We start from the raw sequence: 19450 nt of genomic DNA, 5'->3' as shown, positions 1-19450 counted from the left end.
GTAAAAAATTTAGCGGCGCATAATTTTTTTTGAAATCGTATTTCCCAGCCATTGTGCAATTTGTACCATCACGATTAAGATAAGAACGGTGACAATCATTACACTGGCGTCAAAGCGTTGATAACCATAGGTCATCGCAATATGCCCTAATCCGCCGCCGCCGACTGTGCCGGCAACTGCTGAAAAGTCGATTAAAGCAATGGAAACAAAGGTAAGTCCTAAAATAAGCGGGCCCAATGCTTCAGGGATCAATACCGTAAAGATAATTCGCAAAGGACTTGCTCCCATAGCCTTCGCTGCTTCAATAACTCCCGGGTCAATGCTGACCAAATTATTTTCCACCACTCTGGCAATCGTGAAGCTGGCCACAATGGTCATCGGGAAAATGGCAGCAGCTGTACCAATGGTGGTACCCATCACAAGCCGGGTCAGCTGTGAGATGGCTACCAGGAAAATAATAAAAGGAATCGGACGGATAATATTAATTAAAAAGTTCAGCAGCTGAAAGACAACCTTATTTTCCAAAATATTATTTTCGCGAGTAACAAAAAGTAATAACCCAATAACAATCCCGAAGATAGAGCCAAAAATTAATGTTGCGATGACCATAATAAGTGTTTCTCCTGTGGCCTCCAAGATACGGGGCCAAAATGTACTCCAATCTACTGCCATGATGCATATACCTCCTTAATATCCACTATTTTTTCAAGCTCTTGAATGACTTGATTTGTTTTATCACTATCTCCAATAAAGGAGATGATCAAGTTTCCAAATAATCTTTCTTCCAGTTCCCTGACAGAACCATAAACAATATTAAAGTCAATATCATACTTTCTTGCTGTGGTGGACAGAATTGGATCGATGGCTGAGTCGCCTTTGAATAAAATCCGATATAGTGTGCCACCGCCGCTTTCTGTCCATTCTTTTAAGACTTGTTCTGATGGTAAATCTTGTTGAACAGATTGGATGAAGCGTTGCGTTGTTTCGTGCTGCGGGTCTGTAAAGGTATCAAATACCCTTCCTTTTTCGATTACCTCCCCATTCTCCATAATGGCTACTTTGTTACAGATGGACTGAATGACGCCCATTTCATGTGTGATTAATAGAATCGTAATTCCTAAATCAGAGTTCACCTTTTTCAGCAATCTGAGAATGTCCGCAGTTGTATTAGGGTCCAGTGCTGAGGTTGCCTCATCACAAATTAAGATATCGGGTGAGCTGGCTAATGCTCTGGCAATACCGACACGCTGCTTTTGACCGCCGGACAGTTGTTCCGGGTAATGCTTGGCTTTATCCTCTAAACCGACAAATTGTAAGAGTTCATTCACACGAGACTGAATCTTTGCTTTAGAAATACCGGCCAGCTTTAATGGATAAGCAATGTTCCCGGCAACCGTTCGGGATTGGAACAGGTTAAAGTTTTGAAATATCATGCCTATATTTTGCCTCTGAGTCCGCAGCTTTTTAGCGGGAAGCTTTCCGACGTCTGTTCCTTGAATATGTACAGTGCCATTTGTTGGGCGCTCCAGCATGTTTACGAGCCGGAGAAGTGTGCTTTTTCCAGCCCCGCTAAATCCGATAATTCCGTAAATATCTCCTTTATCAATTTGCAAGGAAACATTTTTAACAGCTGCTACTTCATTTTTACCGACTTTAAATGTCTTGGTAACATTTCGAAATTCAATCATGTTGTACCTCCATGTCGCTTAAGTTAGGTGAATTTTAGGGAATAAAAAAATCCCTCTTTTCTTGAAAGTCAAGAAAAGAGGGATTCCAGCTATATGTATATATGTGCTTAGAAGCCTGTCTTTTCTTATCTTTCAAATACATGTTGTATTTGCAGGAATTGGCACAGTGTTCTAACGATATAGAATCCGTTGCCGAGATGTCATAGGGCCTGATCCCTCAATCTCTCTGGATAAGAAAATAAAATATGAAATTTTTAATATGTTTGAATGTCATATTAGAGGGGAACTCCTAAAAAGTCAATAGGATTTTTAAAATAAAATAATTCTGATAAGTTCTATATCCTGATAAAACTTAGGTGGTCCCCCGGACTGGAAGGTTTTAAAACATGCAAAAATATGTAAATAAATTAAGAATGAAAATATTACCAAATATTTATAAGGAATTAACTATCATAACGAAGACGTGCATAAATACCGTTTCGTCGATCTAAATCCAGTTTTAGGCCTGCATATGGATCAGCATGAAGATTTTCTTTAATCCATTTTCTTAATGCGGTAATAATTTGTTTCGTAATTAATTCCTGTTTTCCGGATGGCGTAATGATTTCTGCTGAAAACCCTGTATAATCATCATAAAATAACTCCACCTGAACCTCATTTGTATTTATATTTTGCTCCTCAGCAATGTACATACATATAGCAAGCACAATATCCTCTTCAGGAATAATAAGCTTTTGCATACCTCAAATTCCTCCTGCATATGGTTGGAAGGCTTATATTCATTGTCAGCCTCTAGTAATAGATAATGCCGATTCTATTCTATCTTACTATAAACTCCCTATTTGCATGAAGCGGGAAGTAGTTATAGGGGCATAATCTTTCTATGAACGTTGTTAAACAGGAAGTGTGTCATGAATAGTATAGCACACGCTGTCTTTCTTGATTTCATAATTTTTCTCATAAGAAAAACAGCTGTTCTTAATCCGTAACAGCTGCTTCTATTATCGCAAAGGATGCTTGATGACAATCGATTTGAGCTAATCGTCCATATGGAATAGGTGTTTTGGGCTCGGTATGACCAAAAGAAATTCCATATAGAACGGGGAGCTCTGTCAGTCCGTTTTCTGCTAAAACAGACAGGATTGTTTCCTTGTAAGCATCGTAATGTGTCTCGCCATATGGTTTTGCAAAAATGATTCCGTTGGTTTGCTGGAGTATCCCCTGGGCTGCATAGTTTCTGAGCCAGCGCTGCACCTGTTCCGGATTCGGCTGTTCCTCTGATGTTTCAAAAAAGAGAATGCTGTTTTGCCATGCTTTCTGCTGCGGCCAGATTGCTGTCCCCTTAGCGAATTCAAGCACTTCAATACAGCCGCCGATAAGCCTTCCTTTTACGATACCATTTCCCTGCAGCAGTTCATAACCACGGTTAGGGTACATAGTTCTGGCAATCGATTTGTTGGAGATATTCCATTCCAGAAATTCACTTGTCCACTTTTCCGGTGCGGGAATGTCACCGGCTGCTTCCGCCTGAAAAATCATATTTTTAATGGTTTTCACGGTATAATCATCCATCGCAACATTTTCCGCAAAATCCGTCATAATTGCCGGACCGTAAAACGAGGACAGGCCTGCATGGAAGCAGAATAAATGAGCAATCGTTGTATCGGAAAAACCCATAAAAACCTTTGGATTCTGCCGGATAATCTCAAAATCAATATAAGGAAGCAGACGGATGCTGTCATCACCGCCAATATTAGAAATGATCCCTTTGATTTCAGGATCCTGAAAAGCAGTCATTAGATCTTCAGCCCGTGCCTCAGGATGCTCTGCTAAATAAGCTTGTCCTTTTAAGCTGTTGGGCATTGGAACAACTTCAAGGCCGAAGATGGACTTTAAGCGTCCCACCCCCTGTTGATAGCGCCAGTGCAGAGATGGCTCGCCTGCTCCGCCCCAGGAGAGGCTGACGGTTGCTACTTTATCGTCGGGGGATAGTTTTGGTGGCTGGATAAGCATAAGAGTTGCTCCTTTCTAAGCGGGTTATATATACCTATTCGATATGTATTTGTAAATTCCTGCTTTACGCTTACAAATCCTTATGTTAATCTATAGCTGATAAACTAAATACGTAATTGATCCACTAGGGGTGCTTATAAAGCTGAGAGAGGCATATGGTCTTGACCCTTATCAACCTGATCTAGTTCGTACTAGCGGAGGGAAGTGGGCGGGACATGCCTATAGGCAAATGAACAAAACTTTTCTGCCACTTTCTATATCAGGAGGTGGCTTTTTTGCGCGTTAGGAAAGGATAAAATTTTAGCTCGGAAGTAATTCGACGTAGTAAAAATTTTTAGGTACCAAGTATAAGCGCAACTAAGGCAATCCTGCGCCTTTCAGGCGTGGCTTGCCAAGTTTTCTTTACGTACTTGGAAGCAGAGGGAGTTTTTTGTATGGATAAATTGATTGAGGATGTTTGGAATCGGGAGGGGGAATTAATCGAGCTTCTCAGCGATTTGATTCGCTTCGAAACACCGGCGCCCCCTGCACGAAATACAGAGGGGATTCAAGCCTATATTTCAAAGTATCTGAAGGAAATGAATTTTGAAACAGAACAGTGGGATGTTTACCCGGGAGATCCCAATGTCGTTGGCCGTTTGCGTGGAACTGCTTCTGATACATATAACAGTTTAATTCTTAATGGACATGTGGACGTTGCTTCCATTGAGGAGGGGGAAAACTGGCAGCATGCGCCATTTCAGCCGGCAGTAGAAGGCCGTACTTTATATGGGCGCGGAGCAGCGGATATGAAAGGCGGTCTGGCTGCGTGTTTATTTGCGATGCGGATTTTACATGACCACCAGATGCAGCTGGGCGGAGATGTTATTCTTCAATCAGTCATTGGTGAAGAGGTTGGTGAAGCAGGAACAAAGCAATGCGGCGAGCGTGGCTATACAGCAGATTATGCTATTGTCGCAGATACAAGTCATTGTGAGATTCATGGACAGGGCGGTGTGATTACCGGCTGGGTTACAGTGAAAAGCCCGACCACGCATCATGATGGCACGCGCCGGCAGCTCATACATGCTGGCGGTGGTATGCATGGAGCGAGTGCGATTGAAAAGATGAATAAGCTGATTACTGCCCTGCAGGAGTTGGAGCGCCATTGGGCAGTGACCAAATCCTATCCAGGTTTTCCGCCGGGTACAAATACGATTAACCCGGCAGTAATTGAGGGAGGCAGACATGCTGCATTTATTGCCGATGAATGTCGTCTGTGGATTACGGTGCATTATTATCCCAATGAGACAGCTGATCAGGTTGCAACAGAAATAGAGTCGCATTTACGCAAAGCGGCTGAAGCAGATGTTTGGCTGCGGGATAATCCGCCGACCTTTGAGTGGGGCGGAGAGTCGATGATTGTGGACCGTGGTGAAATTTTCCCGTCTTTTTCTGTAGATGAGGAGCATCCAGCTTTTGAAATGTTACAGGATAGTCATCATGCGGAATTTGGAAAGGAAGCCGTTACCCGAATGTCTGAAACCGTAACAGATGGCGGCTGGCTGGCAGCATACGGTATTCCGACTGTCTGCTATGGACCGGGCGAATTAAAGCATGCCCATGCAGTGGATGAGCAAATAGATATAGATGAGTTATTAAATTATACAGCATCCTTACTGCGGTTTATCTTGAAATGGTGTCATACAGAAAAACAGAAATGATTAATTATTTACCATAAATTTTATATAGAAAAGGAGCGTCTATAACATGAAATTTTCAGAACGTATTCGCAAGTCAGCAGATTCTATTTGGGAGAAAAGCCATCAGCATCCATTTGTACAGGGAATTGGTGATGGAACACTCGATATCGAGGCATTTAAATTCTATATGTGCCAGGATTACAAGTATTTAATAGAATATGCTAAAGTAATCGCAATGGGAGCAGTGCTTGCGAAAGATTTAGATACGATGTCAGGATTTGCTAAATCATTGGATGAGACGTTAAATTTTGAAATGGATCTGCATCGTCAATATGCAGCACGTCTTGGCATTTCACGAGAGGAATTGGAGGCTACTGTTCCAGGCCCTGTAACGCTCGCCTACAGCAGTAATATGCTGGCAGAAGCACAGAAAGGCTCCTTGGCAGCATTGATTGCAGCCATCCTGCCCTGTGCTTGGAGTTATTACGAAATTGGCTTGGAGCTGGCGAAGAAGCCGGGTGCACTGGAGCATGAACAGTATGGAGAGTGGGTGAAAATGTACAGCTCAGATGAATTCGGTTCCATCAGCAAGTGGCTGATGGAAAAATTAGATGAGCTTGCGGAAGGCTGTACGGAAGCAGAGCTCACAGATTTGGAAGCTATCTTTCTGAATACCAGCCGCTATGAATATATGTTTTGGGATATGGCGTATAAGCGTGAAGGCTGGCCGGTTTAAAGACTGCTGCCTTCATATAAGACATCCAGAGTGGAACCTCATCCCGTGGGGAATTTTACGGACGTGTTCCTATGATAATATTCAAAAAAGTAGAATAGTTGGATAGACAGTAGGCGGATTCATGGTAAAATAAAGAAAACGGATACGAAAGATGGTGAAACAGATGAAGCTTTGGTGGAGAAGAATAGCAGTCATATTTATTACAATCTTAACATTAGGAATTTATACACCGACGAATCTTTTGGAAATAGATGCCGATAAACAGGAGGACAGCAGTGTATCTTCTTCACCAGATATAGAAGTAACATCTGTTCTTAAAGAGCCAACCTCATCATATATTGTCAAGGATGCAAGAGAGGCTTACCTGGAGCATCTTCATGAAGAGGCAAAAGAATTAAGCTTAGAAAAGTTTGGACCAAGGATTGCAGAAAAGCTGGAGAATGAATTTACTGCAGTGATTTTGCCACAGATTGAAGCAGTCTTGAACGATTTTGTAGGGCATTCTCAAGATTATAAGGATATAGCAATTACAGAAAAACCTTCGAGCGGGTATGGAGAGCGAATTTTTAATATTTCTAATCACAGCACGAATGAAACACTGGCAAAGTTTCATGTCCGCCGTGAAAATCGTCCCTTGGAAGGATATTATTTTAATTTTCATTATCATTTAAAGGAAGATGGCTTTCAAAAGCATTACAAAATAGGGGATATCTACTGGGATAAAAATACACCGCCAAAATGGATGGCATAAGGTCTAAACCTCCCGCTGATTGAAGTTTCGTTTTATACAGTGAAAGGCAAGGAGACGTTAAACGCTTCCTTGCCTTTCCGTTTTATAATAGTTTATTTGTTTCGTCTAAATAAGCCCCAATCTTCCGGTCAAAAACAACTAAATCTGCATAATTGTCTAACGGTGTTTTCTCTTGATTGACAATGACGAGCTTTGCACCATTCTGTTTTGCGATTTCCGGAAATTGATTGGCTGGAGTTACAGATAAAGAGGAACCCAGTACGATAAATAAATCGGCTTTTTTTGCATGTTCAAAAGCAGCGGAAAAAGCATCCTCAGGGAGCATTTCTCCAAATAATACAATAGAAGGTCTGAGTATCCCGCCGCAGGAACAATGGTAATCTGCATCTAAATAGGCGGAGCTGTCATAAATTTTCCCGCAGCTTTGACAATGCAGCTCCTGCAGGGTTCCATGCAGCTCATGAACGTGTTTACTTCCCGCAGCCTGATGGAAGCCATCAACATTTTGTGTAATGATCGACTGAACCAGGCCATTATTCTCCCAATCGGCAAGAATTTGATGACCTTTATGTGGACCGAATTCTTTTACTCCAAGAACGCGCTCCCGATAAAATTCGATAAAATCCTCTACGTGATGATTTAAAGCATTGACACTTGCGATTTTACTCGGGTCCTTCTTTCTCCAAATTCCTCGATTTGTTGAGCGAAAATCAGGTAGCCCACTCTCTGTGGACATTCCTGCACCGGTGAAAATAACGGTATGTTTGGAATCTTGTAACCATTCATGAAGCATCGAGACCCCTCCTCTTCTTATATATTCTATTATACAGGTTGTTGCGATGATATGCGACTAATATTGACAGGTAAAAAAGAATATGGTATTACATGTATAGAGGTTAGCACTCTTCGTAAGAGAGTGCTAAAACAGAAAAAAGGAGAGGAAATACCATGGCAAAGCGCAAGTTTAAAGCAGAATCACAGAAATTATTAGATATGGTGATTAATTCAATTTACTCACAGCGGGAGATTTTTTTACGTGAATTAATTTCCAATGCAAGTGATGCGATTGACAAAATTTATTATAAAGCATTGACAGATGATGCTTTAACATTTGATCAAAGCAGCTATTATATTAAATTAATCCCGAATAAAGATAAACGTACGTTGACGGTTATGGATACAGGAATTGGGATGACAAAAGAAGAACTGGAAAATAACCTTGGTATTATCGCCAAAAGTGGCTCGCATACCTTTAAATCTGAAAATGAAATTAAAGATGGCCATGATATTATTGGTCAATTTGGGGTTGGCTTCTATGCAGCATTTATGGTTGCAGATAAAGTAACCGTACTTACCAGATCCATTGATAGTGAAGAAGGCTATAAATGGGTTTCTAAAGGGTCTGATGGCTATACGATTACACCAATTGAACGTACAGAGGTTGGAACAGAAATTATCCTCGAATTAAAAGAAAATCAGGAAGAAGACAATTATGATGAATTTTTAGAGGACTTTACGTTAAAACAAATTGTGAAAAAATACTCTGATTTTATCCGTTATCCAATCAAAATGGATGTTACGGAAAGCAAATTGAAGGAAGGAACAGAAGATGAGTATGAGGATGTCATTGAAGAACAGACGCTGAATACGATGGTTCCAATCTGGAAGAAAAATAAGAGTGAATTAACGGACGAGGATTACAAGAACTTCTACCAGGAGAAGCATTACGGATTTGACCAGCCGTTACGTCATATCCATATCAATGTCGATGGAACTGTCCGCTATAATGCTATTCTGTTTGTTCCAGAGCAGGCGCCGTTTAATTACTACTCCAGAGAATATGAAAAAGGGCTGGAGCTTTATTCAAACGGTGTATTAATTATGGAAAAATGTGCCGATTTACTGCCGGATTATTTCAGCTTTGTGAAAGGGATGGTGGACTCGGAGGATTTATCTTTAAATATTTCCAGAGAAATGCTCCAGCATGACCGCCAGCTAAAGATTATTGCCAAAAATATTCATAAGAAAATAAAGCAGCAGCTGCTCAGCCTGCTTCGTGATGAGCGTGAAAAATATGAAACCTTCTTTAAAGCATTTGGTCAGCAGATTAAATATGGCGTCTACAGTGACTTTGGACAGCATAAAGAAGAATTGAAGGACTTGCTTCTATTCTACTCTTCTACGGAGAAAAAGCTGGTAACGTTAGAGGAATATGTATCACGGATGCCGGAAGATCAGAAATACATTTATTATGCTTCCGGGGATTCCAACGAGCGGATTGAAAAGCTGCCGCAGACGGAAATCGTTGCCGATAAGGGCTATGAAATCCTTTATTTCACAGATGAAATCGATGAATTCGCCATTAAAATGCTGATGCAATATCAGGAGAAGGAATTCCGTTCGGTTTCCAGTGGTGATCTTGGGATTGAAGCAGATGAGAAAGAGGAAGATAAGACAGAAACCGAAAGTCATAACGAGCTGTTCCAGGCGATGAAAGAGGTCCTTGGCGATAAAGTAAAGGATGTACGGGCATCGAAGCGTCTAAAATCACATCCGGTTGTTCTGTCGGCGGATGGTGAAATTTCTTTGGAAATGGAGAAAATTATCAATGCGATGCCGGATGACCAGCAGATTAAGGCGGATAAAGTGCTGGAAATCAATGTGGATCACAGTATTTTTAAAGCACTGGAAGCAGCGCAGGGAAATGATCAGGATAAATTAGAATTATATACCAACCTGCTTTACAATCAGGCGTTGTTGATTGAAGGACTGCCGATTGAAGATCCAGTGGCGTTTACGAATGATATGAGTAAAATTATGGTTTGATAGGATTATAAAATAGACTTTTTGAGCATCGTATAGTGGGATTATCCTTCTATACGATGCTTTTATTTACAAACTTTTTTGATTATCTGTTTATTTTACGAATTCATAATGTTACAATTAAATTAACATATTTTCTTTTATTTAACAATTAATAGGGGGATTTTATGCATAAAAGTTTAATCAAAGATGAAATCAAAAAACAGGTAGTAAACTATTTATCGCTTTATCCTAAGGAAAAAGAACGATTAACACCACTTATTGATCAGCTGCAAGAAAATAACACAGACATTTTTTCAAGAAATTCACTACCAGGGCATATCACCGCAAGTGCAATTATCGTAAAAAGATCCAATCCTGATTATATGTTAATGATATTTCATCAAAACTTGAAAAAATGGTTACAGCCAGGTGGTCATGTAGATCCAGGCGAAAGACCAATTGAATCGGCTGTTAGAGAGTTGAAGGAAGAAACGGGGATGGATGGTAAAGTGGATGCAGTGGATTCTCTTATCCCATTAGATATTGATATTCATGGAATCCCTGCTAATTATAAAAAAGAGGAAGGAGACCATCAGCATTACGACTTTAGGTACATAGTGACCGTGGACACGGAACTCATACCAGAAAACATAGAGAATAATAGAGTTGCTTGGATTAATATAAAAAATATTGATAATCCAAATCTAGAAGGTGTTATAAAAAAATTATATCATTGTAAAGCAGGTGGGGAATAATGATTGAATCAACTGTTGAAGTCAAAGATAAACGTTCTTTTTTCAATGAAATATTAAGTAACATTGAATTGGTTAAGGTTGAAAAGCTCATCATTGTCAGTCACTTAGTAACAGGAATTGATGATTATCTATTAGAACTAAAATTCAATTGATTATTATGATTTCCATTACTTTTCTTTCTGCAATCAGAATTATTTTTTAAAAGATTATTTATTTGAGAGTTAGTTTATTAGGTAACCATTGGTCGTAGATTGTTTTTAATCAGTTATTAGGAATTAGAATAATGAATAGGAGGTGAGTCACTTATTTAAAAAAGTGCTCACCTTTTATATATAGTCTCTTACTTCCGATACATCTTAAACTGCAAAAACAGCTCATTATAAAACGCCAGGTTTTCCTTACCGAGATTTTCGTACACCTCAAGCTTATCGGTTAAGGCGGCATCCGGATAGAAGCGTTCATCATTCACCATTTCCTCAGGCATATATTTCAATGCTTCTTTATTAGGAGTGGAGTAGCTGACATATTCTGTGTTCTGTGCAGAAATTTCCGGGTCGAGCATAAAGTTAATAAATTCATGTGCGCCCTCGATATTTTTAGCTGTTTTGGGAATTACAAAATTATCAAACCAAAGATTAGAGCCCTCCTCAGGAACAACATAATCCATTGCTTCATTTTCCCACATAATATCAGCAGCATCTCCGGACCAGCCGACTGCAACCATCGCTTCGTTACCCACCATCAGCATTTTATTCTCATCACCGACAATGGCACGAATATTTGGAGTCAGCTTTTCCAGATGATCCAACGTTTCATATAGATGCTCAGGATTTGTATCATTCAAAGAATAGCCAAGTGAATTTAACCCCATCCCCATAATCTCTCTGGCTCCGTCAACAAGGAGAATCTGATTCTCTAAGCGCGGGTCCCATAAATCATGCCAGCCTGTTATTTCCATCCCCTCTGGAAGCAGCTCCGGATTGAAAATAATTCCTACCGTTCCCCAGAAATAAGGAATGGAGTAGCGATTCCCTTCATCAAAAGGCAGATTTAAGAAGCGCTCATCAATATATTGCAGATTCGGGATTTTACTGTGATCCAGCTCATAGAGTAAATCCTCTTCTACCATTTTTTCAATGGTATATTCAGAAGGGACGGCGATATCATATGTTGTGCCGCCCTGTTGAATTTTGGTCATCATCGCCTCATTGGAATCAAAGGTTTCGTAAATAACGGTGATGCCTGTCTCCTCCTCGAATTGCTTAATAACATCCTGATCAATATAGTCGCCCCAGTTATACACGGTAAGCGTATTGTCGCCGGAAAAGCCTTGTGAAGCATTCAGTCGGTTGATAGTAATTAATAAGGCAATGGATATAACGAGAATTACCAGAAACGAACGGTTTAAAGCTTTCATCGTCTAAGATTCGCCCCCTTTGTTCCTGAGCGGGTTGCCAGGTAGTAATAGACAACAACAAAAATGACAGTAATAACGAACATCAGTGTTGATAAAGCATTAATGTTTAAAGAAACACCTCTTCTTGCCAGGGAATAGATTTCTACCGATAATGTTGAAAATCCATTTCCTGTTACAAAGAAGGTCACTGCAAAATCATCTAAAGAGTATGTCAGTGCCATAAAGAAGCCTGCAAAAATCCCGGGTGCTATATAAGGCAGGGTTACTTTCGTCAATACATTCCAATTGCTTGCTCCTAAATCGCGTGCTGCATCCTCTAAAGAAGGCGACATCTCCATCAGCTTTGGCAAAACCATCAGCACAACAATCGGTATGCTGAAGGCAATATGGGATAAAAGAACGGAATAAAATCCGAGCTGAATGCCTGCCATCGTAAAGAGAATTAAAAAGCTTGCCCCGATAATAACGTCAGGACTGACAATCAGCACATTATTTAAAGAGAGCAGTGTGTTTCTGGTCTGCCTCCGTTTATAGGAGCGTATCCCAATGGCGCCGAGCACACCTGTCACGGTAGCGATAAGTGCAGATAATAAGGCAATTACTAATGTGTTCAGGACGATAATTAACAATCTTGTATCCTGTAATAATTCCCGGTACCAATCAAGTGTAAATCCTTCAAAATGGCTCATCGTACCGCCGCTGTTAAAGGAATAGAAAATCAGATAGAAGATTGGTGCATATAAAATAACAAAAATAAACAGCAAAAATAGATTGGCAAACGAAGAAGATTTTTTCTCCATCCTACACACCTCTCCTTCTGATCGAAGTCAGCGCCATAAAGCCAACCATAATGATAATTAAAAATACAGCAATGGTCGCGCCCATCCCCCAGTTCTGTGTCACGAGGAATTGCTGCTCAATCGCTGTTCCAAGCGTAATCACCCGGTTTCCGGCGATCAGACGCGTAAGCATAAACAGGGATAATGCCGGAATAAAAACAACCTGACAGCCGGATTTGACACCATCTAATGTCAACGGAAAAATGACTCTCCGGAATGTTGTCCATTTAGATGCACCTAAATCACTTGCTGCATAAAGCAGGCTGGGATTTAATTTATCCAGGGCATTAAAAATAGGTAAAATCATAAACGGAATAAAAATATACACAGCAACAAATACAAAGCTGAAATCTGTAAATAACAGCTGTCTGGAGCCAATGCCGACCCACTCTAAAAATTGGTTGGCAGCCCCGTGTGTGCCGAAAATGCCAATAAACGCGTAGGCTTTTAACAATAAATTTATCCAGGAAGGGACAATAATCAGTAAAAGCCAGAGCTGCTTATGCCTGGTACGTGTCAAAATATAAGCTGTCGGGTAGGCAACAAGCAGGGAAATAACAGTGATTAAAAAGGCGTACCAAAAGGAATTCAGGGTCATCTGCAAATACGTAGCAGTAAAAAAGTTTTTATAATTTGTTAAAGAGAAATTTCCATGAATATCAAAAAAGGAAAAGTACACAACCAAAAGAATCGGTGCAATAACAAATAGAATAATCCATAGTGCATAAGGGAGCATAAACAAATGACGGAACGTTTTATTTTGCATCATTCTCACCCTCATCATAAGCGTCGAGGCGGCGGTCAAAGTCCTCCTCGGATTCATTTAATCGCATGACGTGAATATCCTCAGGTGTAAAGCGAAGTCCGATTTCCTCACCGATGTTTGCTTTTTTCGTGGATTGGACAAGCCATTCATTGCCTGCCTCATCTGTACAGGTAATTTCATAATGCACACCGCGGAATAATTGAGCCTGAACGGTTACACGGATACTTCCTTTTTCTACGGTAGTAATTTCCATATCCTCTGGACGAATCACAATTTCTACTGTTTCATTTGGATTCATCCCCTGATCTACACATGCAAATTGCTTTCCGGCAAATTCCACCAGAAAATCCTGAATCATCGTTGCCCTGACAATATTTGATTCTCCAATAAAGTCCGCAACAAAACGGTTGATCGGCTCATCATAGATATCGTTCGGCGTTCCGCTTTGCTGGATTTTCCCTTTGTTTAATACAAAAATCTCATCCGACATGGCAAGCGCTTCTTCCTGATCGTGTGTTACGAAAATAAAGGTAATCCCAAGGCGACTCTGCAGCTCTCTTAATTCATACTGCATTTGATAACGAAGCTTCAGGTCCAGGGCGGAGAGCGGTTCATCCAATAAGATAATAGCCGGTTCATTAACAATGGCGCGGGCAATCGCTACCCGCTGCTTTTGACCGCCGGACATCCCTGTAATTTCCCGGTTTTCATAGCCTTTTAAATTGACAAAGCTGAGTGCTTCTTTGACTTTGGCATCCATCTCTGCTTTTTTTACCTTCTTAATCCGTAATCCAAAAGCAACATTTTCATAGACATTGAGATGAGGGAATAAGGCATAATCTTGAAAAACCGTATTAATGGGACGTTTATTGGCCGGTACATGGTTAATCTTTTTTCCTTCAAAGAGAATATCGCCTGATGTTGCTTCGGTAAACCCGGCGATTAAACGGAGAATCGTTGTTTTCCCGCAACCTGAAGGACCGAGCAGCGTATAGAATTTACCTTTTTCTATTTCAAAATTGACGTGATCCAAAACGGGGGCATCATCATCAAATTGTTTCATTACATTATTGAATTGGATAATTGGTTTTTTTGCCATTTCAGACTCCTTTTTACATAAAGATATCTAATAAAAATTCCCGCACTGCTTTTCGTAACTAAATCATTACAGGATCCATTTTAATACCTGCTCAAACTTGAAGGAGCACGTTCATTCTTATCAGATTCGAAATAATTATACACGAAAATAAATCATTTGAAATCAATTTTTTTAGCATAGGTAGAAAATTTTAGGGATTATCTTAAATGGGAAGCTAATCATAAACAGGTGACGAGAAAGATTAGCAAAAGCTTTAAAAATTCCCGGTTTTATCCATCATTTCAGGTTATAAATTGTACAGAGAGGGAATAGGATGATGAAGTCGGAGTTCAAATAAGGATTTCTCATTATCGGGCGTTTACTAAACAGACAAATCGTGAATAATGCTTGAGAGGATAAAGCCTGTTTGTCATATAATAGTCACATTCTATAAAAAAGTGACACAGTGTCATGAAAATGATTGACTTATGACACCGTGTCACTTAATATAGAATTATAGAACATGACATTGTGTCACATTAGGTTTTGGAGGAGCAAGCATATGCCTACATCAACATTTTTTAATTTACATGACTCCAAACGGGTCAAATTATTGCAAGCAGCTGAAAAGGAGTTTGCAAGAGCTCCATTATCGCAAGCCTCCATTGCGAATATTGTCAAGCTTGCAGGGGTTTCAAGAGGAAGCTTTTATCAATATTTTGAAGGTAAGGAAGATGCTTTTTATTACTTATTAAAGCTCCATACCGATAAGCGCCGTGCCTATTTTTTAAAGAAGCTGCAAGAAGCAGATGGAGATTTGATGGCTGCGATGGATCAGGTTTTTCAGACAATGCTTGTGGAGCTGTCTGAGGAGGAGCATTTGCAGTTTTTGAAAAATGCCATCTTAAATGTCACACATGAAATTGAAGATTCATTTACCGAGCTGTTTTTAGGGAAGCAGCATGAAGTAGATGCCATGAACAAAGTAAAGGATTTAGTTGATTTTAAAAAGATAAATGTTGATAGTAAACAGGAGTTCTTCCATGTTATGCAAATTTTAACGTCTGTCACGTTTCGAAATATTGTCGATCAGTTATCAAGAAACCTTTCACGCGAAGAAGCTACCGAAAATTTTCGTATCGAAATGGATCTGTTAAGAAAAGGGTTATCAAAATAAGGTAGTTTTAAGAAAAGAAACTATATATAAATGGGGTATGATTAATGACAGTAACAATTTATGGTGCAGCATGTTCATCAACAAGGAAAGCAAAACAATGGTTTACGAAAAACGGAATTGAATATACAGAACGTAATGTAATTAGAGAGCCTCTGACAGTAAATGAATTACAAAATATTCTTCGGATGACCGTAGAAGGAACAGATGAGATCATCTCGACACGATCTAAGATTTATAAAGATTTAGACCTTGATATTGAAGCATTGCCGTTACAGGAGCTGTTAGAAATTATTCAGGAATACCCGCGTCTGTTACGCAGCCCGATTATGGTAGATGCCAAACGATTGCAGGTAGGCTATCATGAAGAGGATATCCGGCAATTTTTACCACGTAAAACGAGAGAAAATCAATGGCTGCAATGGAGAAGAAATCATTTGCGTGTTGCGGAAAACTAATGGATAAGAAAATGTTCAAAAGCGCATCTTACCGCTCTTTGGAACATGAAGTTTAAAACTAACGGAGGGGACAATGCAATTTATTGCCAAACAACCGTATGTAAAAGTAGTCCGTCAAGTAAGTGCATTGGAGCAAAAAGATATAGAAGAACAACGTTATATGTATCTTTATGAAGACAAAATTGTCACGCGATACAGGGAATTTCCGATTGAAAATGTCATGGATATTTCGTTTCGTCTTACTGGAAAAAAGACAAAAGGAATGCTTTATTTACACACGCTTAAAGGAGTTTACGCCTACATTATAAAATCTTCACCAGAACAATTTATTGATGCATTTAAAGCTCGGACACATAGTACTACCCATCGAGATTAAGAAAACCATAGAAACATAAAGAACAGCTCGAAGTTTTGTGAGATACTTTCTTCGGGTTGATTTTTCCGCTCTTAAAAATCTTAGCTCATTTTCCACAAAGCTAAATAATATCCATATTCCATGTGTAGAAAAAGGAAAGCCTGAGTGAATATCGCTCAGGCTTTTAAGTAGCTGATATGCAGTTTTAGAATTAGTGTGTTTATTTATCAGAGTAAAGAAAAATTATTACACGATGGATAAAGCTATTACGCAAATTATTCGTTTTGGAAATCAAGTCCTTATTATTTACCCTAAAGCAGTGATTCCAGTGTTTATTAAGTATTTAGATGATAAAAAAATTATATGAAGAGTAATCAATACAGAAGAAATAAAAAAGTTTTACGTTTTAAAATCAACAGAAGTGAGCAGATTTAAACGCTTATTTTTATTTGTTTAATCACCCCATCATATCAAATTAGGCGAATAACCAAAATTCGTCCTATTTTTTTCTTTGTGCATAAGCTGATGTTAGAGGTGATGGAAATGGTCTATCTGAACCGGCAAAAGCGCATTTATGCAGAGGATATAAAAGGTGCTTCTTCTAATCAGGAAATGTTTGTTTATGCACATGCAAGTGAGAGAGAACAGAAGCAGCTGGAAATGCAGAGAGCGTCTGCGGAAGTATTGGAGCAGCTTCAACGGGATACCTTTGCAAAAAATCAGCAGCTGGAGCGTATTGCGAGAAGATTAAAGGAAATGGACAAAAATAAAAAGCATCAGCAGCAGGTGCAAGAGAAGGTATTAAATCGATTGAATGTACTTGATGAAAATATAAAGGGTGAAAGCAGACAGCTTGATCAAGTGCTTGCCATTCAGGAGAGCGCAAAGGCAGAGGGGAATAAAATCAAGGCAGATCAGACAGCGATTCATGCAAAGCTTGAAAAAATAGATGAGGTCAATAAAACCATTACGAAAAAAGTGGCGGAACAAGGAAATAAATTGGATGAAATGTATCATCAAAGGGAAGAAGCATTCACCGTGCTTCATGAAAGGCTTGACACGCAGGAGGCACTGCTTGAAAAATTAATGCGGCAGGTCCATAATTTACGGGGAATTATTTATGAGAGAGCAGATGAAGTCATCAAGAAGATTGAAAACAGCATTCAGTTATTTGGGAACAAATGGAATGTTGTTCGTCGAAACGATACAGAATCCTCTAAAGAAACGTTAAAGAAGTGAGCTGTTTCATGAAGAAGCAGCTCACTTCTTTCAATAGCCGTATCTACCCAACCGAGAATGGAAATGGTAAAATGAGAATGATATATCATAGTAAATGGAAACATATCCAGTGAAGATAAGAACGATCAAGTTAGACAAGGTGGGAATCACATGATAACAACCAGTTTTCGTGATACTTGGGCAGAAGTATCTTTGCAAGCTTTAGCTTATAATGTCAAGCAGTTTAAACAGCATATCCGTAAAGAGGCACGATTTATGGCAGTGGTGAAGGCAGATGGATATGGTCATGGGGCTGTACCGATTGCACAGGAGGCGCTGGTTCACGGGGCTGACTATATCGGTGTTGCCTTCCTGGATGAAGCGCTGTCTTTGAGAGAAGCAGGAATTACTGCACCGATTTTATTATTGGGCTATACGCCTGCTCCTGCCGTTCATAAAGCAGTAGAACAAGATATTACCCTGACCATCTATTCAGAAGAGACCATCGAAGCCATTAGCCGGGCAGCAAAAATCATGCAGAAAAAAGCAAAAGTCCATATCAAAGTGGATACAGGAATGACTCGGATTGGTATCCGTACAGTGGAAGAGGCTTTGGTTTTATGTCAGGCTTTAAATCAGGAAGAAATAGAACTGGAAGGGATTTTTACGCATTTTGCAGAAGCGGATAATGGGGAGTCAAGTGACTATACGTATCAGCAATTTGAAAGCTTCCAAAAGATTTATCAGGCAGTAGAAGCGAAAGGCTATCCGATTCCGATTAAGCATTGCTGTAACAGTGCCGGTACGATTGCCTATCCGGAAATGCATCTGGATATGGTGCGTGTCGGGGTAAGTCTGTACGGTCTTTATCCGGAACCGCATCTTAAGACAATCCTGCCGTTAAAACAGGTGATGAGCTTAAAAACAAAGCCTGTACTCATTAAGACGGTTCCGGCTGGACAATCTATCAGCTACGGCAGAACCTATACAGCAACGGAAGAAATAAAGGTTGCTACGCTGCCAATCGGGTATGCAGACGGATTCTCACGTCTTTTGTCGAATCAGGGACATGTGACAGTCCGCGGGAAGGAATGTCTGATTGTCGGACGTATTTGTATGGATCAGACCATGGTGGATGTTTCCGGTGTTGAGGGTGTTAATGAGAATGATATTGTCACCATTTTTGGTGAGCCGAGTGAAGGATATATTTCACTGGACATTGTCGCAGAACAAATGCAAACCATTCACTATGAAACCGTTTGTTTAATTGGTAAACGGGTGCCGAGAAAATATGTGAATTAATATGGGATAGGAATGATGAAGGATGACACCTTTTACACAAGAAGTTATCAAAATCATAAAGCAGATACCCTCTGGAAAGGTGATGACGTATGGACAAATAGCGAGAGAAGCTGGTAATCCTAGAGCGGCGAGACAGGTTGTCCGGGTGCTCCATTCTATGAGCAGCAAGCATAGCCTGCCATGGCATCGTGTAATCAATGCGAAAGGTCAGCTGGCTATTCCGAATGAGGAGGCAAATTGGGAGCAGCGTCATCGCTTAGAAGCAGAAGGTATACAGGTAAGCTCCAGCGGATACATAGATTTAAAGAAATTTCAATGGCATATGGACTGAGCCTGCCCGCAAGCATCTAACTGTATTTCTGTTTGTTAACTAGGTATAATACAGATAAATCATTGCTTTGAGAAACGTTCTC

At 39.9% G+C, this 19450-nt stretch carries 21 protein-coding genes and 2 riboswitches; of the genes, 12 read left to right on the top strand and 9 right to left on the bottom strand.

Annotation, left to right across the window (positions count from 1 at the left end):
• Nucleotides 1-9 precede the first annotated feature (9 nt).
• The 4 genes from FLK20_RS13150 to FLK20_RS13135 all read right to left on the bottom strand — a co-directional run bounded on the left by FLK20_RS13150 (nt 10) and on the right by FLK20_RS13135 (nt 3701).
• The gene (locus FLK20_RS13150) at nt 10-672 is read right to left on the bottom strand and encodes a methionine ABC transporter permease (RefSeq protein WP_152657034.1); all 663 of its coding nucleotides are present in this window, start codon (nt 670-672) and stop codon (nt 10-12) included.
• Nucleotides 663-1688 carry a methionine ABC transporter ATP-binding protein gene (locus tag FLK20_RS13145; protein ID WP_152657033.1) on the bottom strand — a complete coding sequence of 342 codons (1026 nt, stop codon included), beginning with the start codon at nt 1686-1688 and terminating at the stop codon, nt 663-665. Before FLK20_RS13145 ends, FLK20_RS13150 begins: the two co-directional genes overlap by 10 nt.
• 122 nt (nt 1689-1810) lie before the next feature.
• Nucleotides 1811-1925, bottom strand: a riboswitch (SAM riboswitch).
• Between the two features lie 206 nt (nt 1926-2131).
• A complete protein-coding gene (locus FLK20_RS13140) occupies nt 2132-2428 on the bottom strand; it encodes a DUF2653 family protein (protein ID WP_152657032.1) in 297 nt (98 codons plus the stop codon).
• A gap of 238 nt (nt 2429-2666) precedes the next feature.
• Entirely contained in the window at nt 2667-3701 is a 1035-nt protein-coding gene (locus FLK20_RS13135; RefSeq protein WP_152657031.1) for a S66 family peptidase, read from the bottom strand.
• Between the two features lie 116 nt (nt 3702-3817).
• Nucleotides 3818-3921, top strand: a riboswitch (TPP riboswitch).
• 214 nt (nt 3922-4135) lie between these two features.
• Between FLK20_RS13135 and FLK20_RS13130 the strand changes: the two genes are divergently transcribed.
• The 3 genes from FLK20_RS13130 (at nt 4136) to FLK20_RS13120 (ending at nt 6870) form a co-directional block, all read left to right on the top strand.
• Nucleotides 4136-5404, top strand: coding sequence for an acetylornithine deacetylase (locus tag FLK20_RS13130; RefSeq protein WP_152657030.1), 1269 nt, complete (start codon nt 4136-4138; stop codon nt 5402-5404).
• Nucleotides 5405-5450: 46 nt separating this feature from the next.
• Nucleotides 5451-6119 (top strand): thiaminase II, encoded by a 669-nt coding sequence (gene tenA / locus FLK20_RS13125; RefSeq protein ID WP_152657029.1) that lies wholly within the window; start codon nt 5451-5453, stop codon nt 6117-6119.
• Between the two features lie 163 nt (nt 6120-6282).
• Nucleotides 6283-6870: a YpjP family protein gene (locus FLK20_RS13120; protein WP_152657028.1), complete on the top strand. Its 588-nt coding sequence runs from the start codon at nt 6283-6285 to the stop codon at nt 6868-6870.
• A gap of 82 nt (nt 6871-6952) precedes the next feature.
• On the opposite strand, the gene FLK20_RS13115 is transcribed toward FLK20_RS13120, so the two are convergent.
• Entirely contained in the window at nt 6953-7663 is a 711-nt protein-coding gene (locus tag FLK20_RS13115) for an NAD-dependent protein deacylase (protein ID WP_152657027.1), read from the bottom strand.
• Nucleotides 7664-7818: 155 nt separating this feature from the next.
• Here FLK20_RS13115 and htpG point away from each other — a divergent pair, with 155 nt between their 5' ends.
• From htpG to FLK20_RS21650, 3 genes are all read left to right on the top strand, one after another.
• Nucleotides 7819-9696 (top strand): molecular chaperone HtpG, encoded by a 1878-nt coding sequence (htpG, locus tag FLK20_RS13110; RefSeq protein WP_152657026.1) that lies wholly within the window; start codon nt 7819-7821, stop codon nt 9694-9696.
• Nucleotides 9697-9860: 164 nt separating this feature from the next.
• Nucleotides 9861-10430 carry an NUDIX hydrolase gene (locus tag FLK20_RS13105; protein ID WP_152657025.1) on the top strand — a complete coding sequence of 190 codons (570 nt, stop codon included), beginning with the start codon at nt 9861-9863 and terminating at the stop codon, nt 10428-10430.
• Nucleotides 10430-10582 (top strand): hypothetical protein, encoded by a 153-nt coding sequence (locus tag FLK20_RS21650; protein WP_194165620.1) that lies wholly within the window; start codon nt 10430-10432, stop codon nt 10580-10582. Before FLK20_RS13105 ends, FLK20_RS21650 begins: the two co-directional genes overlap by 1 nt.
• Before the next feature lie 188 nt (nt 10583-10770).
• Here the strand turns inward: FLK20_RS21650 and FLK20_RS13100 are convergent, their stop codons facing one another.
• From FLK20_RS13100 to FLK20_RS13085, 4 genes are read right to left on the bottom strand one after another with little or no spacing between them, the layout of a single operon-like run.
• Nucleotides 10771-11847 (bottom strand): ABC transporter substrate-binding protein, encoded by a 1077-nt coding sequence (locus tag FLK20_RS13100; protein ID WP_152657024.1) that lies wholly within the window; start codon nt 11845-11847, stop codon nt 10771-10773.
• Nucleotides 11844-12647 carry an ABC transporter permease gene (locus FLK20_RS13095; RefSeq protein WP_152657023.1) on the bottom strand — a complete coding sequence of 268 codons (804 nt, stop codon included), beginning with the start codon at nt 12645-12647 and terminating at the stop codon, nt 11844-11846. Before FLK20_RS13095 ends, FLK20_RS13100 begins: the two co-directional genes overlap by 4 nt.
• 1 nt (nt 12648) lies before the next feature.
• The gene (locus tag FLK20_RS13090) at nt 12649-13452 is read right to left on the bottom strand and encodes an ABC transporter permease (RefSeq protein WP_152657056.1); all 804 of its coding nucleotides are present in this window, start codon (nt 13450-13452) and stop codon (nt 12649-12651) included.
• Nucleotides 13442-14551 carry an ABC transporter ATP-binding protein gene (locus FLK20_RS13085; protein WP_152657022.1) on the bottom strand — a complete coding sequence of 370 codons (1110 nt, stop codon included), beginning with the start codon at nt 14549-14551 and terminating at the stop codon, nt 13442-13444. The genes FLK20_RS13090 and FLK20_RS13085 overlap by 11 nt, the downstream gene beginning before the upstream one ends.
• Before the next feature lie 541 nt (nt 14552-15092).
• Here FLK20_RS13085 and FLK20_RS13080 point away from each other — a divergent pair.
• The 6 genes from FLK20_RS13080 (at nt 15093) to FLK20_RS13055 (ending at nt 19368) form a co-directional block, all read left to right on the top strand.
• Nucleotides 15093-15707, top strand: a complete 615-nt coding sequence (locus tag FLK20_RS13080) for a TetR/AcrR family transcriptional regulator (RefSeq protein ID WP_152657021.1) — start codon at nt 15093-15095, stop codon at nt 15705-15707.
• Between the two features lie 44 nt (nt 15708-15751).
• Nucleotides 15752-16162, top strand: coding sequence for a Spx/MgsR family RNA polymerase-binding regulatory protein (locus tag FLK20_RS13075; protein ID WP_152657020.1), 411 nt, complete (start codon nt 15752-15754; stop codon nt 16160-16162).
• Between the two features lie 73 nt (nt 16163-16235).
• Complete coding sequence (locus FLK20_RS13070; protein WP_152657019.1) at nt 16236-16538, top strand: hypothetical protein; 303 nt, start codon at nt 16236-16238, stop codon at nt 16536-16538.
• Nucleotides 16539-17042: 504 nt separating this feature from the next.
• Nucleotides 17043-17756 carry a hypothetical protein gene (locus FLK20_RS13065; protein WP_152657018.1) on the top strand — a complete coding sequence of 238 codons (714 nt, stop codon included), beginning with the start codon at nt 17043-17045 and terminating at the stop codon, nt 17754-17756.
• 150 nt (nt 17757-17906) lie between these two features.
• Nucleotides 17907-19037, top strand: coding sequence for an alanine racemase (gene alr / locus FLK20_RS13060; protein WP_152657017.1), 1131 nt, complete (start codon nt 17907-17909; stop codon nt 19035-19037).
• A gap of 22 nt (nt 19038-19059) precedes the next feature.
• Entirely contained in the window at nt 19060-19368 is a 309-nt protein-coding gene (locus tag FLK20_RS13055; protein ID WP_152657016.1) for an MGMT family protein, read from the top strand.
• The last annotated feature ends 82 nt before the right edge of the window (nt 19369-19450 follow it).

This window comes from Oceanobacillus sp. CFH 90083, from assembly GCF_009389585.1.
In the GTDB taxonomy this organism is placed as follows: Bacteria; Bacillota; Bacilli; order Bacillales; family Amphibacillaceae; genus Oceanobacillus.
Note: the sequence above shows the minus strand (reverse complement) of the source record. Positions and strands in the feature narration are given on the sequence as shown.

Excerpts from the sequence above, each read along its gene's own strand:
- FLK20_RS13150 (WP_152657034.1), bottom strand. The coding sequence starts at position 672 with ATGGCAGTAGATTGGAGTACATTTTGGCCCCGTATCTTGGAGGCCACA.
- FLK20_RS13145 (WP_152657033.1), bottom strand. The coding sequence starts at position 1,688 with ATGATTGAATTTCGAAATGTTACCAAGACATTTAAAGTCGGTAAAAAT.
- FLK20_RS13140 (WP_152657032.1), bottom strand. The coding sequence starts at position 2,428 with ATGCAAAAGCTTATTATTCCTGAAGAGGATATTGTGCTTGCTATATGT.
- FLK20_RS13135 (WP_152657031.1), bottom strand. The coding sequence starts at position 3,701 with ATGCTTATCCAGCCACCAAAACTATCCCCCGACGATAAAGTAGCAACC.
- FLK20_RS13130 (WP_152657030.1), top strand. The coding sequence starts at position 4,136 with ATGGATAAATTGATTGAGGATGTTTGGAATCGGGAGGGGGAATTAATC.
- tenA (WP_152657029.1), top strand. The coding sequence starts at position 5,451 with ATGAAATTTTCAGAACGTATTCGCAAGTCAGCAGATTCTATTTGGGAG.
- FLK20_RS13120 (WP_152657028.1), top strand. The coding sequence starts at position 6,283 with ATGAAGCTTTGGTGGAGAAGAATAGCAGTCATATTTATTACAATCTTA.
- FLK20_RS13115 (WP_152657027.1), bottom strand. The coding sequence starts at position 7,663 with ATGCTTCATGAATGGTTACAAGATTCCAAACATACCGTTATTTTCACC.
- htpG (WP_152657026.1), top strand. The coding sequence starts at position 7,819 with ATGGCAAAGCGCAAGTTTAAAGCAGAATCACAGAAATTATTAGATATG.
- FLK20_RS13105 (WP_152657025.1), top strand. The coding sequence starts at position 9,861 with ATGCATAAAAGTTTAATCAAAGATGAAATCAAAAAACAGGTAGTAAAC.
- FLK20_RS21650 (WP_194165620.1), top strand. The coding sequence starts at position 10,430 with ATGATTGAATCAACTGTTGAAGTCAAAGATAAACGTTCTTTTTTCAAT.
- FLK20_RS13100 (WP_152657024.1), bottom strand. The coding sequence starts at position 11,847 with ATGAAAGCTTTAAACCGTTCGTTTCTGGTAATTCTCGTTATATCCATT.
- FLK20_RS13095 (WP_152657023.1), bottom strand. The coding sequence starts at position 12,647 with ATGGAGAAAAAATCTTCTTCGTTTGCCAATCTATTTTTGCTGTTTATT.
- FLK20_RS13090 (WP_152657056.1), bottom strand. The coding sequence starts at position 13,452 with ATGCAAAATAAAACGTTCCGTCATTTGTTTATGCTCCCTTATGCACTA.
- FLK20_RS13085 (WP_152657022.1), bottom strand. The coding sequence starts at position 14,551 with ATGGCAAAAAAACCAATTATCCAATTCAATAATGTAATGAAACAATTT.
- FLK20_RS13080 (WP_152657021.1), top strand. The coding sequence starts at position 15,093 with ATGCCTACATCAACATTTTTTAATTTACATGACTCCAAACGGGTCAAA.
- FLK20_RS13075 (WP_152657020.1), top strand. The coding sequence starts at position 15,752 with ATGACAGTAACAATTTATGGTGCAGCATGTTCATCAACAAGGAAAGCA.
- FLK20_RS13070 (WP_152657019.1), top strand. The coding sequence starts at position 16,236 with ATGCAATTTATTGCCAAACAACCGTATGTAAAAGTAGTCCGTCAAGTA.
- FLK20_RS13065 (WP_152657018.1), top strand. The coding sequence starts at position 17,043 with ATGTTAGAGGTGATGGAAATGGTCTATCTGAACCGGCAAAAGCGCATT.
- alr (WP_152657017.1), top strand. The coding sequence starts at position 17,907 with ATGATAACAACCAGTTTTCGTGATACTTGGGCAGAAGTATCTTTGCAA.
- FLK20_RS13055 (WP_152657016.1), top strand. The coding sequence starts at position 19,060 with ATGACACCTTTTACACAAGAAGTTATCAAAATCATAAAGCAGATACCC.